The following is a 16,089-nucleotide window of genomic DNA, read 5'->3' on the forward strand; positions in this document are numbered from 1 at the left end:
CCAGCCTCCTTTGAAAAACGAACAACCGTTCTCTAATCCTATACAGGCGCCTTGTAAAGAACGGCCGTTCGTTTTAAGAACGGTCATGCCAAAGATTTCCGATGAAGCCCGCGAAACACGTCGTAGCCAAATCCTCGACGCCGCTTGGCGCTGTTTCGACAAGGAGGGACTGCATGCCACCACGATGCAGCACATCATTGGAGCCAGCGGCCTGTCGGCGGGAGCCGTCTACAGCTACTTCAAAAGCAAGGATGATTTGATCTTTGCTGCTGTTACAACCTCCCTCGAGCGCCTGAGAGTGCTCCTCGGCGAAGCAATCCAGCGGCAGCCGCCGCGCTCGGCGGCGGAGTTGATCGCTCTACTGCTACCGGTCATCACGACGTTTGCGGTCCGCGATGGCTACGATCTGAGGCGTATCGCGCTGCTGGGATGGAGTGAGGCACAGCGCAACAGGCGGCTTCGCGCGACGATGCAAACCTACTACGCCGCGTTCCGCGAGAACCTCAGCAGGCTCGCAATAGGCTGGGGCCCCGCTCGATCGCCCTCAGATGCGGATGCCATTGCCAAACTGCTATTGTCGGTGCTGCTCGGAACCGTCGTCCAGTCCGCGCTCATGGAAGACGCGAGCGCGGAAGACATCGCGCATGGCTTCTCTCTTCTTTCCGTATCATCAGCCGCAATTTCTTAGATATCGAGGGACCTGAGCGATCATGATCTGCTCATGTTACATAATGGCATGAGACAAACCTTCCACAGACCACGCGCGGCTGGGGGGCTTCTCGCCTGCAACGCTCCGTCGAAAGGGGGCAGCGCGGATGAAACGTACAGCCGGACGGCGGATCGATCGGGCTCGGCACGTCGCCTGCCATGGGCTGGCGCTCGGCGCCGCCCATCTCGATATCGGGTATCGCGGCCAGCAAGGCTTGCGTGTAGGGGTGGAGCGGACGATCGAAAATCTTGCGCGCGTCTCCGCATTCGACGAGTCGCCCGAGATACATCACACCGAGTTGGTCCGACATATGCGATACGGCCGCGAGATTATGACTGATGAACAGATAGGTCAGTCCGAATTCTTGCTGAAGGTCCCGCATCAGGTTCAGGATCTGCGCCTGCACCGACACGTCGAGCGCGGACGTTGGTTCGTCACACACCAGGAACTCGGGATTGCCGGCGAGCGCCCGCGCGATCGAGATGCGTTGACGCTGGCCGCCGGAAAATTCATGCGGATATTTCTGCGCATCCTGCGGCTGCAGGCTGACCAGCGACAGCAGTTCCTCGACACGCCGCATGCGCGCCTTCGGGTCCGGGAGAAGACCGTGGGTGCGTAACGGCTCTGCGATGATATCGGCGACCCGCCAACGCGGATTAAGGCTGGCGTAAGGGTCCTGGAAAATCATCTGAAGACGGCGGCGCACCGGCTTGGCCGCTCGGCGGCTCTTCAAACCTGCCATGTCGACGCCATCGAAGACAACGCGCCCCGCCGTCGGCTGATAGAGGCCGACCACGCATCGCGCGACAGTAGACTTGCCACAGCCGGATTCTCCGACGAGGCTGAAGGTGGCACCCTGCGGAATTTCAAAGCTCACACCATCTATGGCCTTGAGCATGCGAGTCCGGCCCCGCAGTCTGGCCGTCAATGACGGCGTGACGTCGAAATGCATCTGGAGCGCGTCGATGCGAACCAACGCAGGCGGCGTGGAGGAGGCAGGCGACGCGCTGTCGAGGGTCCCGGGTTGCGTGATCATGACATCCCCTCTCCCGGATCATACAGCAGGCAGGCCGCCCTCGACCGCGCCACCGGGACGAGTTCGGGTCTCGTCACCCGGCATACATCCATCACCCTGCCGCACCGGGGATTGAAGGCACACCCGGGGGGTATGGCCGCCAGCCGCGGCATCGCACCGTCAATCTGAACAAGGCGCTCGCCATGTCCGATGCGGGGGATCGCGCCCATGTGGCCGGCTGTATAAGGATGCTTCGGCGCCTTAAGCACCTCACGCACGGGCCCGATCTCGACGATGCGTCCCGCATACATCACGGCGACCCTGTCGGCGATTTCCGCGATGACCCCCATGTCATGGGTGACGAGCATAACTCCCACGCCTCGCTCGCGGACCAGCCGCTTCAGCAGGTTGATGACCTGGGCCTGGATGGACACGTCCAGAGCAGTGGTCGGCTCGTCGGCGATGATCAACTTGGGGTCGGCGCAAAGGGCCAATGCGATGACCACACGTTGACGCATCCCCCCCGAAAAGGCATGCGGAAAACTGTCGATTCGCCTTTCAGGCGCGGGAATTCCCACATCACGCAGGAGGCTGATCGCACGTTCGCGGGCAGCCCCCTGGCCGAGCCCCATATGGACGCCAATCGTCTCGCTGAGCTGCCTGCCGACGGTCATCAACGGGTTGAGACTTGTCAGCGGGTCTTGGAAAATGGTGCCGATCTCCCGTCCCCGCACATGGCGCATCGCCTCAGGCGGGAGGTTGTCGATACGTCGGCCGGCAAGGGTGACACGCCCGTCGGTCACCCGACCCGGCGGATCGATAAGTCCAACGATAGCGGTGCCCGTCAAGGACTTGCCGGCACCAGATTCGCCAACGACGCCCAGAATTTCGCCGGCGCCGATCGAGAACGAAATATCGTCGATGGCTGTCAGCGTCCCGCGCCGTGTCGCGAAGCGCACGCTCATATTCTCCACCGCAAGCAGCGGCGCGGCGGCATCACCGGATGTATGGGTGTCTTGCGGTGGCATGCGCATCAGCGGAGTTTCGGGTTGAGAACGTCGCGTAGCCAATCACCGATCAGGTTGACGGCCAGGACAATAGCGACGAGGACGAGACTCGGAAACAGCGCGATCCACCATTCGCCGCTGAACAGGAAATCGTTGCCGATCCGGATCAATGTGCCGAGCGACGGTTGGGTTGGCGGGACCCCCACGCCGAGGAAGGAAAGGGTCGCCTCCGTGACCACCGCGAGTGCCAGGCCGATGGTTGCGATGACGAGAACGGGACCGACGACATTCGGCAAGATGTGCCTCATCATGATGATTGCGGGGTGAACGCCCATCACGCGTGCGGCCTGCACATACTCCTTGCCCTTCTCCACCATCGTCGAGCTTCGCACCGTCCGGGCATACTGCACCCAATTGGATAGACCGATCGCACAGATCAGCACGATGATGGCCACTTCGGCATGGACATCGCGTGGCAGGGCGGTGCGGGCAACGCCGTCGATGAGCAGCGCGATGAGGATGGCCGGGAAGGTGAGCTGGACCTCCGCAACGCGCATGATGAAGCTGTCCAGCGTTCCGCCCACATAGCCGCTGAGGAGGCCCAGCGTGACGCCCAGCACCATCGAGAGCAGCACTGAGGCAAGCCCGACGATGAGCGAGATTCGTGCGCCGAACATGATGGTGGACAGGACATCGCGCCCTTGATCATCCGTGCCGAGCGGGTAGGTCCAGCGTCCATTTTCAATCCAGACCGGGGGGGTGAGAGCATCCATCAGCTCAAGCGTAGCCGGATCGAAGGGGCGATGTGGCGCGAGGAGGTCGGCGCCCGCGGCTGCGATCAGGATCACGGCCACGACGAAGACAGCGCAAAGGGTAAGCTTCGACCTGAGGAAGCTGTAACCGATGTCACTGTCGATAAAGCGGCGGAGCAGCTCCATGTCAGTGCCCTCGCGTGCCAGCGGACCGCAGACGCGGGTCGATCATGTAATACAGAAAGTCGACCAGAAGATTGATGATGACGAAGATCAGCGCGATCAGGATCAGATAGGCCGCCATTACGGGAATATCGGCAAACGTGACCGACTGCATGAAGAGGAAGCCCATGCCCGGCCATTGAAAAACCGTTTCGGTGATGATGGCGAAGGCGATGATGGATCCGAGCTGCAACCCTACGATGGTGATGACCGGCACCAACGTATTTCGCAGCGCGTGCCCAAAATTGATCATGCGTTGCGGGAGGCCGCGGGCGCGGGCGAATTTGATGTAGTCTGTGCGCATGACTTCCATCATCTCAGCCCGTACGAGGCGCATGATCAGTGTCATCTGGAACAAGCCGAGCGTAATGGCCGGCAGGATCAGCGACTTGAGGCCGCTCCATGTCAGGAGCCCCGTAGACCACCAGCCAATCTGCACGACTTGCCCGCGCCCGAAGGATGGCAGCCAGCCAAGCGTGACGGAAAACACAAGGATGAGCAGGATGCCGGTCAGGAATGTCGGCAGGGAAATTCCGACGAGTGACAGCGTCAGGAACAGGCGGCTCAGCCAGCTGTCACGATGGATCGCCGTATAAACCCCCAGGCCGACGCCGAGCCCGACCGCCAGAAGCATCGCGACGAAGCTCAGTTCCAGCGTCGCTGGCAACCGCTCCGCGATGAGCTCGCTTACGGGCCGAGCTTGCCGGTAGGACACGCCGAACTGCCCCTGCGCCGCCCCTTCGACAAAACGGACGAACTGGGACAGGAACGGCGCGTCAAGGCCGAGTTGCTGGCGCATCGCCACGCGTTCGGTCTCTGTTGCTTCCTGTCCCAGCATGTTGTTGACGGGATCGCCAACGTAATTGAAGAGAGAAAAAGCGACAAACGCCACGGCCAGCATGACGATGAGCGATTCAATGGCGCGGCGCAGCAGCAGTCCAAGCATAGGTCAGATCCGGAGACTCTTTCCAACCGGGTCCGTGGTCGCCTGGGCCCGCGGGGACTGCAGCAACCAGGACCGGGTCACATTCAAAGGTCTTTCGCCGCCAGATAGACGGGCAACCCAAGGATCTCGTTGGAATAGCCCCCGGTGAACTGCCGGTAGCGTTGCGCGTCAGCATCCCAGAGCTGGCGTTCGATCCGCCCGATATCGGAGCCGTAGAGATGCAAGCTCACCGAACGCTCCCCCTCCGCGCATTCGACCTGATGGAAGGCGTTCCTCTCCGGTGCGGCCAGCGTCACCACGCCCGGCGGACGCAAACGCGATGACACCTCGCGCGGCGCCGCCGAGAGATCGGTTGGCGCGTCATAGAGGCGCTCCCGCTCCGTGCCTTCAAGGCAGGTGAACACACCCCAGCTGAGATGGTTGTGCGTGACCGCCGCTTGGCCGGCCATGAAGATATCGAGCACTATCGACAGGTTGGACTCAGGCGAAAGGTACAGCAGGTAGGAGGCGTAAGGCGCTGCCGGCTGCAACTGCATGTAGCGCGCGTCGGGCATCCGCCAGCCGGGCGCGAAGTCCGCCGTGAGCTTTGCGACCGCACCCTGGATATCGCCGCCCGCACGCACGGCTGCTTGGCAAGCGCGTGCGAAGGCAACAAAGGCGTTGTCCTCTGCTGCCAAGGCTGGAGATGGGGATGCGGTCATTTCCATACCTGTTTTGCCACGCGCCTGAAGTTGCTGCCCAGAATGCCGCTAATCGCCTCGTCTGGATAGCCACGCCGCACCATAAGCTCGGTCAGTTTCGGCAGATCCTCGGGCGGCATGAAAGCCATGAGCGGCACGTCGTAACCAAAGCTCTTCATGTCCTTGGTCGGCGCATAATACTCCGGCTGGCGCTGCATGCGCTGCGTCGTGAGCTCCGGTTGATAGACGTAATCGAGGCCAATGCCGACATGATCAGGGCCCACGAGGTCTACGAGATACTCGATATGCTTCATCACCGCCTCTGGCGAGGCGTCGTTATTGGCATTGACGATGGGTCCCCATCCGCAGGCACCCACCACGCCGCCGGTCGCCGCGCAAGCCTTGATCTGCGTGTCGGTGATGTTGCGCGGATGATCGAAGATCGCCTTCGGATTAGAGTGCGAAAAGATCACGGGCTGGTCGTAGATCTCCATGGCTTCCATCGTCGAGCGCTCGCCGGTATGCGTGCAATCGAGGATCATTCCGACCCGGGACATCTCCTTCACCAGCTTCTGGCCGAAGGTGCTGAGCCCGGCATCGCTGTCCTCATGGCAGCCATCCGCCGAGATATTGCGCCGGTTATGGGCCAGGAGGGCCTGCTTGATGCCGAGGTCGTAGTAAAGCTGCACGAGATTGGTGTCGCCCGGCTCTTCTGCGAGACCGCCATGCATAGGGTTGCACCCCTGGAAATGGAAGCCGACGGCAAGCTTACCCTCGCGGCGGGCCCGGTCGAGATCATCGTAGGAGGCGACGAGAATGCAGCTATCGGCCATCGTTTCCGTGATAAACTTGCGCTCCCCCGCGATGTAGTGGATCGCGGAGGCGACAAGACCGCCGGAATCACCAGCGACAGTCAGGCTGACGTAATTCGCGCCGGATGCAAGATAGCGTGGAAGGCATTCTTTCTTCTTCTTGCGATCAGAATGCATAATCTCCATGGAGATCCAGGAAATGCATCCTTCCCAAACGAAAGACTCTGAATGCAGTCTGGCGGCCTTCTCGGACACACCCCATGCAGCGGTGTTTTGCTGGATCGACACAGATTTTCCTTTCGGGTGCAGCATGCCCGGGCCGTGGATGTATTGTCGGCAAGGGCGGTTCAGTCCGGGCATACCGGCAGGTGTTCCGGACTTGTAACGAGCGTCCCGGTGAGCGCACGGCGCTCGCCGCAGGTGATCATTTCACGCGGACAGACGCCCAGCGTAGGCTCGGATCATTCGTTACTTCCACAAACTCGACTTTTGGTCGCGATGCGTAGAAGACCGGGGGATAATGCAGCGGCACGAACAACGTCTGCGCGTCGAGAATGTCCCACGCATCACGTGTCAGCTTGTCGCGTTTCACGGGATCTGATTCCGAATTGATCTGTGCAACGATCTTGTCGAGCTCAGGGTTGCAGTATCCGCTCAGAGCAAAGCCGCGCTGACCCTCCGGCTTGCAGCCGGCAAGGTCGCTCATGGTATTCGATGACGCCCAGCCATTGTTGCCCCAGCTGAAGCGGTAGAGGACGCTGTCGCCTTTCAGCAAGGTGCTCAGGAACTGGGTAGACGGCTTGGTCTGCAGGTCGACCGTGATGCCTATCTTCGCCAGCATGCTCGCGACCGCCTCGCAGGTGGCGGCATCGCCGACGTCCCGATCGTTCGAACAATCCATGGCGACCTTGAAGCCGTTGGGATAACCCGCCTCCGTGAGCAGCGCCTTCGCCTTCGCGACGTCCAGCGGAAGCCGGGGCCGCTTGGCGTCATAGCCGATCACCCCCGGGGGCACGATCATGTTGGCGAGGCCGGCATGGCCGCGCATAACAATGCGGTTGATGGCGGCCGCATCGATGGCCTGATAAACAGCAGCCCGGACGCGCACGTCCGCAAAAGGATTCTTTTCGCTCGATCCGGGCAGCATCGGCCGGGTCGCATCGAACCCGATATAAACGCCGCGTGCCTCCTGGCCGGCCCAGATCTTGGTGTCAGCGGACTTTTCGAGCTTTGCGATATCCTGCAACGGGGCCGGGACGACGAGGTCAACTTCGCCCGAGAGCAACGCAGCGACGCGCGAGGCGTCTGACGCGATGGGAACGAGCACGACCCGGTCGACATTGCCCTTGCTGTTCGCCGCATTCCACCAGTTGGGGTTACGCTTGGCGATTGTTTCCTTGTCCGGATCCCGCTTCTCGAGAATGAACGGGCCGGTTCCGTTTTCCTCCCGAAGCGCGGCGTTTGTCTGGTCCTTGCCGGCGTCCGCCGGCGCCGCGGCCCCCTTCTTCTCCGACCAGGCCTTGGACAGCATTGGCAGACGGTCGAACATGTTGATGAGGAAGGGGCGCGGGATATCCGTTACGACGTCGAACGTGTAGTCGTCGACCTTCTCGGCTCCCACAACGCCACGCACGACACTCTTGGCGCGCGAACTCGGCAATGTCGCGCGCATGACCGAGAAGGCAGCATCGTCAGCCGTGAATTCCTGGCCATCGTGGAATTTAACGCCCTTGCGCAGCCAGAAGCGCCAGCGCTTCGGCTCAACCTGCTCCCAGCGTTCGGCCAGAAGCGGCACGAATTTCTCGCCGTCGTAGTCCAATAACGGATCATAGAAATTCAGCACGAAGCGGATCGTGTTTCCGTCCCAGTTCGCACTGCTGTCGAGCGACGCGGGATCTGCCTTGTAGGCAACGCGCAAGTCTTTTGCCTCGGCGGGCGTCCCCAAAAAAAGCATCAGCGCGCCAAGCGCCGCAGAGAGTGAAAGATGTCTCATCAACTTGCTCCACACACTGGATTGTTATTTTATGATCATCCCGCTTCTGCTGGCCGCCAGCCATTTGCGAGTTTCGTGTCCACCCCGATCCGACAAGGCGGATTTTTCATCGACGCATACCCCACACCAAGCCGTTCCTGAGCGTGACAAAAGGTGCGCGAGGCGCGTGCCTAAAAACGACCATGACTTGACTAATTCCGACTGGCGGATGTTCATGCTCCAATGCGTGACGCTCCCAAGAATCCGGCTACCGCTTATTCATCAGCCGAAGCCCCGACGAAAGTCGGTTTCCTCCTTGTCCCCTCCTTTGCGTTGCTCCCCTACGCGGCCGCCATCGAACCGTTGCGCGCAGCGAACTCCCTTGCCGGGCGTGAACTCTTCAGTTGGCTCCACATATCTCCCGATGGCCAGCCCATTCAGGCTTCGAACGGCGTCACCATCGTTCCCGATCATCATGTCGGAGCGCAGATCGAACTCGACCTCGTCATGGTTTGCGCCGGCACCGGCGTCGAAAGTTTCCGTCACCCCCAGACGCTGGCTTGGCTGCGCATACTGGCGCGCCAGGGGGTACCGCTCGGCGGCATTTCCGGCGGCGCGTACGTGCTCGCGCGCGCCGGTGTGCTCGGCGGCTATAAATGGACCATCCATTGGGACCATATGGCCGGGATCGCCGAGGAGTTTCCCTTGCTTGAAATGACCGGCAAGCTGTTCGAAATCGACCGCGACCGCATGACGTGCTCCGGCGGGATCACCCCACTCGACCTGATGCACGGCATGATCGCGCGCTGGCATGGTCCACGGCTTGCTGCGGCCGTCTCGGACTGGTTTCTGCACACCAATGTGCGCCACGGCGATGGTCCGCAGCGCATGGACATCGGTCAGCGCACCGGTGTCAGCCACGGCAAGCTACTCAGGGTCCTTGGCGTCATGGAAAAACGGCTTGAGGAACCGGCGTCGCGTGAGGAACTGGCCGCGCTCGCCAGCGTGTCCGTCCGTCAGCTGGAAAGACTGTTCAAGGTGCATCTCGGTTGCACGCTTGGCCGATACTATCTGGAGCTCAGGGTCCGCCGCGCGCGAGATCTGATGCAACAAACGGCCCTGTCCGTGCTCGAAGTGGCGCTCGCCTGCGGCTTCGTCAGCGCCAGCCATTTCTCGCGTGCCTACAGAGCTCATTTCGGCTACGCGCCAACGGCGGAACGGAACCGGAAAGGTCGTGGCTTGGGCCAGGGAGAGCCTCATCGCCAGCTCTTTTGAGATGGCGCATATGGTCATATGAATGTCGCACTTGGGCTAATCGTCTTTAGTCGATTGGTCATAGTGGTCGCGCCGCGGAAAGACGCTGCGCACCACAGGTGGCGGAATGCACTATTCGATACTGTCCATTCTGACGCAGGCTTTGCGGGGACAGCAGGGCTGGACGCCAGCGTGGCGCGAAGCGGAGCCTCAGCGCCACTACGACGTCGTCATCGTCGGTGGAGGCGGTCATGGGCTGGCGACGGCTCATTATCTTGCCAAGGAACATGGCATCACGCGCGTCGCCGTGCTGGAAAAGGGCTACATCGGGTCCGGCAATGTGGGCCGCAATACCACGATCATCCGCTCGAATTACCTTTTGCCGGAAAACACGCCGTTCTACGAATGGTCGCTGAAGCTCTGGGAAGGGCTTGAGCGGGATCTCAACTACAACGCGATGGTCAGCCAGCGCGGCGTGCTCAACCTCTTCCATTCCGACAGTCAACGCGATGCATTCGCCAGACGTGGCAATACCATGCGGCTGGCGGGAGTCGACGCCGAGCTTCTCGATCGCGATGCCGTGCGCGCCCTAGTTCCGCGGCTTGATTTCGACAACGCGCGTTTCCCGATACAAGGGGGGCTCTTGCAACGGCGCGGCGGCACAGCGCGGCACGACGCAGTGGCCTGGGGGTTCGCGCGGGCGGCCGACAAGCGCGGTGTCGACATCATCCAGAACTGTGAAGTCACCGGCATCCGCACGACGGAAGGGCGGGTCACCGGCGTGGAGACCACGCGTGGTTTCATCGGTGCCGGCAAGGTCGGCCTGGCCTGCGCCGGCAACTCATCCCGCGTGGCCGCGATGGCTGGCCTGCGCCTGCCTATCGAGAGCCACGTCCTGCAAGCCTTCGTCTCCGAGGCGGTGAAGCCGCTCGTCAAGGGCGTGGTGACCTTCGGGGCGGGGCATTTCTACGTCAGCCAGTCTGATAAGGGGGGACTTGTGTTCGGCGGGGATATTGACGGGTACAACTCCTATGCCCAGCGGGGCAACCTGCCGACCATCGAGGATGTCGCGGAGTCGGCGATGGCGCTGATGCCAGGCCTCGGACGTCTTCGCCTCCTGCGCCATTGGGGCGGGCTCATGGACATGTCCATGGATGGGAGCCCGATCATCGACCGCACGCCGGTTCAAGGGCTCTTTCTCAACGCCGGCTGGTGCTACGGCGGCTTCAAGGCGACACCCGCCTCCGGATGGTGCTTTGCCTGGACGATCGCCAAGGATGAACCGCATCCGCTCAACGCCGCTTTCCGGCTCGATCGTTTCGCGACCGGACACGTGATCGACGAAAAGGGCGCTGGTGCCCAGCCCAACCTTCACTGAGACTGCCCATGCGCATTCCCTGTCCCTTCTGCGGCGAGCGTGGCGTCAGTGAGTTCTCCTATCGGGGCGATGCGACGTTACAGCGTCCTGATGCCGGGTCGGAGAATGCGCTGGCAGCTTTCGTCGATTACGTGCATTTGCGCGACAACCCCGCGGGCCGCCACCGTGAATTCTGGCAGCACACAGGCGGATGCCGGGCGTGGCTCGTCGTCGTCCGGGATGTGCGCACCCACGCCATCGAGCAGGTTTCGGCCGCGCGCGGCCTTTCCCAGACCGTAGACGTGCAGATGGTTGAGGTCTGACCATGGCAGCGACTTCCCATCGCCTGCCAAAAGGTGGGCTCATCGATCGCAGCCGAAATCTGTCGTTCAATTTCGACGGCCGTGAATATACCGGCCATCCCGGTGATACACTGGCATCGGCTCTGCTCGCCAACGGCGTCAGCCTGGTGGGCCGATCGTTCAAATACCACCGCCCGCGCGGCATCCTGAGTGCGGGTTTCGAAGAGCCCAATGCCCTCGTCGAGCTGCGCGCCGGAGCACGCCGAGAGCCCAACAGCCGCGCGACCGTCGTCGAGCTCCACGATGGCTTGATCGCACGCAGCCAGAATCGCTGGCCGTCCCTTGGCTTTGACCTGTTGGCCGTCAATTCCTTGTTCGCGCCCCTGCTTGCGGCAGGCTTCTACTACAAGACATTCATGTGGCCTGCCGCCTTCTGGGAGAAGGTTTACGAGCCGCTGATCAGGCGCGCAGCCGGCTTGGGGCGCGCAGCGGCCGGACACGATCCCGACCACTACGAGAAGGTTACGGCCTTTTGCGATGTGCTCGTCATCGGCGCGGGGCCGGCGGGCCTTGCCGCTGCTCTCGCCGCGGCCCGCACCGGTGCGCGTATCATCCTTTGCGACAGTGACTTCCAGCTCGGCGGGCGTTGCCTGGCTGAGAACGTCGTCATCGACGCCATGGCGGGCCCGGCTTGGACTCAATCAGTGGAAGCCGAGCTCGCGACTTTTCCCGATGTCCGCCTTCTTCCGCGAACGACGGTCTTTGGGGTATACGATGGCGGCACCTATGGCGCGGTGGAAAGCGTCGGCGATCATCGGCCCGAACCGGCGGCCCATCACCCCCGGCAGAGGCTTTGGCGCATCGTCGCCCGGCGCAGCGTTCTCGCCACCGGTTCCCTCGAACGCCCCCTCGTATTCGACAACAACGATCGCCCAGGCGTCATGCTGGCAGGCAGCGTGCGCAGCTACCTCAACCGTTTCGGGACAGCTGCGGGCCGGCGCGCCGTCGTCGTCGCCAATACGAGCGACAGCGTCCGCACAGCGTTGGAGTTGGCGGCTGCGGGCGTGACCGTTCCGGCCATCGTCGACGCGCGCAAGACTGCGCCCGAGGCAGTCCGAGACGCGGCGCGAAAGATCGGATGTTCAGTTTTTTCCAACGCATCGATCGCGCGCGCGCGCGGAACACGGCATCTACGCGGGGTGGAGATCGCGACCGCCGATGGCCGGCGGCTGTCGTTGGATTGCGACCTGCTTGCCATGTCGGGCGGATGGGATCCCACGGTGCATCTGACGGCGCATCTCGGTGGCAAGCCCACGTGGGACGACGAGCGCGGCTGCTTCATGGCGAGCGGAATGCCACCGGGAATGACGATCGCCGGAGCCGCCGGCGGTGCTTTCACATTCGCGCGCGCGTTGCAGACAGGCGCCATGGGGGGCTTGGCCGCCGCGCAGGCATGCGGATTTTCCGGCCGATGCCCTCACTGGACGACAGCCGACGAGGCGGCCCCCGCCAAGGCCAAGACTTTCAGCTTCGCGTCCCAGGGAGGCAAGGCGTTCGTCGATTTCCAAAATGACGTAACGCTCGCCGACGTCCAGCTCGCCGCGCGTGAAGGTTTCAGGGCCATCGAGCATCTCAAGCGTTATACCACGCTCGGAATGGGAACGGACCAGGGCAAAAGCTCCAACACCAACGGTCTCGCCGCCATGGCAGCCTTGTCGGGCAAGGCAATCGCCTCGCTGGGCTCCACGACCTTCCGGCCGCCCTTCACACCTGTTGCCATCGGTGCTTTGGGCGGCCATGCTCGCGGTAAAGATTTCCGCCCAACACGCCTGACGCCTTCCCACGCCTTCGCTGCAGAACATGGCGCGGTTTTCGTCGAGGCAGGTGCTTGGCTTCGCGCTCAATACTTCCCCAAGCCTGGCGAAGAAGGGTGGTTGCAGAGCGCGAGGCGGGAGGCGCGAGCCGTGCGCGACGGTGTCGGCGTGTGTGACGTCTCCACCCTGGGCAAGATCGACATTCAGGGTCCAGACGCGGCGACCTTACTGGAACGTATCTACACCAACGGCTGGAAGAACTTGCCTATCGGAAAGGCGCGCTATGGCCTCATGCTGCGTGAGGATGGCTTCGTCATGGACGACGGCACGACCTCGCGCCTAGCCGATACGCATTTCCTGATGACCACCACGACCGCTAACGCGGCCAGCGTGCTGCAGCATATGGAATTCTGTCATCAGTGTCTGTGGCCTGATCTCGATGTCCAGTTCGCCTCGGTTACCGAACAATGGGCACAGTATTCCGTCGCGGGCCCGAAGGCGCGTGACGTGCTGACCCGGCTGGTCGATCCGGAGCATGATCTCTCGAACGTCGCCTTCCCCTACATGGCCGCGCGCGAAATTACGGTCTGCGGAGGCGTTCAGGCCCGCTTGTTCCGCATATCCTTTTCTGGCGAGCTCGCGTATGAGATCGCCGTTCCCGCCCGCTACGGCGACGCCTTGGTTCGTGCGCTCATGGCAGCTGGACGGGAGAACGGGATCGTGATGTACGGCACCGAGGCCCTCACGATCCTGCGAATCGAAAAGGGTCACGCGGCTGGCGGTGAGCTGAACGGCCAGACGACGGCGAGGGATCTTGGCCTTGGCGGACTGATGTCCACGAAGAAGGACTACATCGGCCGCGTCCTCGCCGGACGGCCCGCGCTCACCGATGCCAACCGTCCCGCGCTCGTTGGCTTCAAGCCTGTCGATCGTTCGGCGCGCCTGCGAGCGGGCGCGCATCTTCTCGGTCGCAGGGTAGCGGCGTCGCTTTCGGCTGACGAGGGTTATCTGACATCCGCAGCCTTTTCACCCGTGCTTGACCATTGGATCGCGCTTGGGTTGCTCCGTGGAGGTCGCGCGCGGATCGGGGATATCGTGCGCGCCCATGATCCAGTCCGTCACGGCGACACCGAAGTGGAAGTCTGTGACCCCATCTTCTACGATCCTGCCGGAGAACGCCTTCGTGCTTGATGATCAGAAAAGGGGCCTCCGCCTCACCCCGAGGTCACCGTTCACGCATCCGATACTGCCGCAGGGGAAACAGACCGCAGGCCTGGTGTTCACGGAACGCAACGATCTTGCCCTCATCGGGATTGGTGCCCTCGGGCGTGACATGCGCGCATTGGCCTCTCGCGTGAAGACCATGTACGGTATCGCATTGCCTGACGGTCCGGCTTACGCGAACGCTGGTCGGGCGATATTCATCGGCCTCGGACCTGGACAGTGGCTCGCGGCAGTAGAGGCCACGACCGGCCAGAACGCCATGGTCGAGCTCGCGCTGAAACTTGGCGATGGCGCTGTTCTTGTTGACCAGAGCGACGCGAAATGCGTGTTGCGACTGAGCGGGCCGCCCACCCGCGAAGTCCTGATGCGGGGCCTGCCCCTTGACCTGCATTCGCGCGCATTCCAGCCAGGATGCGCCGCGCAGACCGTGGTTGAGCATATCAGCGTTCTCATCTGGCAAGTGGACGACGCGCCGACATACGACATCGCCGTCCCGCGCTCCTACGCGGAAAGTTTCTGGCGGTGGCTGACGGCATCGGCAGCCCCCTACGGCGTATTGACCTCCGACCGAGGTTGACGGGGCCTTCGCCCCTTTCCGGTCCTTCCTCCGTCCCAGCCTTCTTTTCACGAGACATCGCCATGCAGACTACTGCGCAATTTGTGCTGACCTTGTCCTGCGTCAACCGGCCCGGCATCGTCGCCGCCGTTTCGCGCTATCTGTTCGAAGTGCATTGCAACATCATCGATGCCCAGCAATTTGATGACAAGCAGACGGATCGCTTCTTCATGCGGGTGGTCTTCGATTACGCCGGCGAGAACGGCGCGCGCGAATCGCTCGCTTCCGGCTTCCGACCGATCGCTGAAGCGCTGGGCATGACCTGGACCTTGCGGTCCTGTGACGAGCGTCGTCGCGTCATGATTCTCGCCTCGCGCTTCGACCATTGCTTAGTCGATCTGCTCTACCGCTGGCGCATCGGCGAACTGCCCATCGAAGTCACTGGAATTGTCTCCAACTATCCGCGTGAGACCTATCGTCACGCGGATCTCAGAGGAGCGACCTTCCACCATCTACCTGTGGATCGCGAAACCCGGATCGAGCAAGAAATGCGGCTATGGGACCTGATCGAGGAAACACGGACCGAGGTCGTGGTGCTTGCCCGCTACATGCAGGTCCTATCCGATAGCCTCTGCGCAAAACTAGCAGGGCGATGCATCAACATCCACCATTCCTTTCTCCCCGGCTTCAAGGGCGCCAAGCCCTACCATCAGGCCCACGCGCGCGGCGTGAAACTAATCGGCGCGACCGCCCATTACGTGACTTCCGCACTCGACGAAGGACCGATCATCGAGCAGGACGTCGAGCGTATTAACCACCGCGATACGCCGGAGGATCTCGTAAGAAAGGGACGGGACATCGAACGGCGCGTCCTGGCCAATGCCTTGCGTTCACATATCGATAACCGTGTCATTCTCAACGGCAACAAGACGGTCGTGTTCGGCTAGGTGGGGCTTTACCCAAGCCATTGAGTTAATGCTACAGCGACAGCTCCCTCTGAAGCGGTAGCGCGGCCGAGCGCCAGCAGCGGCCTCGGCTGTATCAGGCTCGATTCCGCGCCAGCATTTTGGAAAGCTCGTGCACATCGTCAGACTTGCCTGTCCCCGGATTACCAAATCCCAGCCTCATTTTGGCTCGCCGCGCGCGGACGAGGCGAGTCGGGCTGACGGCAAGGTCACACCAGCCCTGATCCCGAACGGTATCCCTCCTGCTGTGCGCGATCGGCACGGGGTGGCCAAGCGGGAACGCACGCATAAGACAGATAAATCAAAGTCAATTTTCCGTTATCAAAGTTCGAATCCGTTAAAATTCCTAGCCCTCCAACTCCATCAATTTATATTCTTGATTTCTTATTGAACACCAATTCACTACTACAGATTTATTCTGCGCTCTCAACGCGCTTCCGGGATCGAAACCGGTAGCCAACACCTCGTAGCCGCCATTCCGTGACGACTATTCGGAACCTGA

The 16,089-nt window shown here is 61.9% G+C and carries 14 protein-coding genes; 7 read left to right on the forward strand and 7 right to left on the reverse strand.

What is annotated here, in order from left to right:
- The first annotated feature begins 10 nt into the window (after positions 1 to 10).
- Positions 11 to 688 carry a TetR/AcrR family transcriptional regulator gene (locus tag KIO74_RS25405; RefSeq protein ID WP_249731471.1) on the forward strand — a complete coding sequence of 226 codons (678 nt, stop codon included), beginning with the start codon at positions 11 to 13 and terminating at the stop codon, positions 686 to 688.
- Positions 689 to 719: 31 nt separating this feature from the next.
- On the opposite strand, the gene KIO74_RS25410 is transcribed toward KIO74_RS25405, so the two are convergent.
- The 7 genes from KIO74_RS25410 to KIO74_RS25440 form a co-directional block, all read right to left on the reverse strand.
- The gene (locus KIO74_RS25410) at positions 720 to 1,745 is read right to left on the reverse strand and encodes an ABC transporter ATP-binding protein (protein ID WP_213337815.1); all 1,026 of its coding nucleotides are present in this window, start codon (positions 1,743 to 1,745) and stop codon (positions 720 to 722) included.
- The gene (locus KIO74_RS25415) at positions 1,742 to 2,758 is read right to left on the reverse strand and encodes an ABC transporter ATP-binding protein (protein WP_249731472.1); all 1,017 of its coding nucleotides are present in this window, start codon (positions 2,756 to 2,758) and stop codon (positions 1,742 to 1,744) included. Before KIO74_RS25415 ends, KIO74_RS25410 begins: the two co-directional genes overlap by 4 nt.
- Positions 2,758 to 3,669 (reverse strand): ABC transporter permease, encoded by a 912-nt coding sequence (locus KIO74_RS25420; RefSeq protein ID WP_213337817.1) that lies wholly within the window; start codon positions 3,667 to 3,669, stop codon positions 2,758 to 2,760. Before KIO74_RS25420 ends, KIO74_RS25415 begins: the two co-directional genes overlap by 1 nt.
- A 1-nt stretch (position 3,670) precedes the next feature.
- The gene (locus KIO74_RS25425; protein WP_213337819.1) at positions 3,671 to 4,651 is read right to left on the reverse strand and encodes an ABC transporter permease; all 981 of its coding nucleotides are present in this window, start codon (positions 4,649 to 4,651) and stop codon (positions 3,671 to 3,673) included.
- An 83-nt stretch (positions 4,652 to 4,734) separates the two neighbouring features.
- Positions 4,735 to 5,352 (reverse strand): cysteine dioxygenase family protein, encoded by a 618-nt coding sequence (locus KIO74_RS25430; protein WP_213337821.1) that lies wholly within the window; start codon positions 5,350 to 5,352, stop codon positions 4,735 to 4,737.
- Positions 5,349 to 6,320, reverse strand: coding sequence for a dipeptidase (locus tag KIO74_RS25435; RefSeq protein ID WP_213337823.1), 972 nt, complete (start codon positions 6,318 to 6,320; stop codon positions 5,349 to 5,351). Before KIO74_RS25435 ends, KIO74_RS25430 begins: the two co-directional genes overlap by 4 nt.
- Before the next feature lie 247 nt (positions 6,321 to 6,567).
- Positions 6,568 to 8,136 (reverse strand): ABC transporter substrate-binding protein, encoded by a 1,569-nt coding sequence (locus KIO74_RS25440; RefSeq protein WP_213337825.1) that lies wholly within the window; start codon positions 8,134 to 8,136, stop codon positions 6,568 to 6,570.
- 222 nt (positions 8,137 to 8,358) lie between these two features.
- On the opposite strand from KIO74_RS25440, the gene KIO74_RS25445 reads away from it, so the two are divergent.
- From KIO74_RS25445 to purU, 6 genes are all read left to right on the forward strand, one after another.
- Entirely contained in the window at positions 8,359 to 9,390 is a 1,032-nt protein-coding gene (locus KIO74_RS25445) for a GlxA family transcriptional regulator (RefSeq protein ID WP_213337826.1), read from the forward strand.
- A gap of 106 nt (positions 9,391 to 9,496) precedes the next feature.
- Positions 9,497 to 10,747 carry a sarcosine oxidase subunit beta family protein gene (locus KIO74_RS25450; RefSeq protein ID WP_213337827.1) on the forward strand — a complete coding sequence of 417 codons (1,251 nt, stop codon included), beginning with the start codon at positions 9,497 to 9,499 and terminating at the stop codon, positions 10,745 to 10,747.
- A gap of 8 nt (positions 10,748 to 10,755) precedes the next feature.
- Positions 10,756 to 11,049 carry a sarcosine oxidase subunit delta gene (locus KIO74_RS25455; RefSeq protein WP_213337828.1) on the forward strand — a complete coding sequence of 98 codons (294 nt, stop codon included), beginning with the start codon at positions 10,756 to 10,758 and terminating at the stop codon, positions 11,047 to 11,049.
- Positions 11,050 to 11,051: 2 nt separating this feature from the next.
- Positions 11,052 to 14,033 (forward strand): sarcosine oxidase subunit alpha family protein, encoded by a 2,982-nt coding sequence (locus KIO74_RS25460; protein ID WP_213337829.1) that lies wholly within the window; start codon positions 11,052 to 11,054, stop codon positions 14,031 to 14,033.
- Positions 13,987 to 14,643 carry a sarcosine oxidase subunit gamma gene (locus tag KIO74_RS25465; RefSeq protein ID WP_291978486.1) on the forward strand — a complete coding sequence of 219 codons (657 nt, stop codon included), beginning with the start codon at positions 13,987 to 13,989 and terminating at the stop codon, positions 14,641 to 14,643. The genes KIO74_RS25460 and KIO74_RS25465 overlap by 47 nt, the downstream gene beginning before the upstream one ends.
- 62 nt (positions 14,644 to 14,705) lie before the next feature.
- Positions 14,706 to 15,569 (forward strand): formyltetrahydrofolate deformylase, encoded by an 864-nt coding sequence (gene purU, locus KIO74_RS25470; protein ID WP_213337830.1) that lies wholly within the window; start codon positions 14,706 to 14,708, stop codon positions 15,567 to 15,569.
- The last annotated feature ends 520 nt before the right edge of the window (positions 15,570 to 16,089 follow it).

The sequence above is a fragment of the Chelatococcus sp. HY11 genome (assembly GCF_018398335.1).
GTDB lineage: Bacteria > Pseudomonadota > Alphaproteobacteria > Rhizobiales > Beijerinckiaceae > Chelatococcus.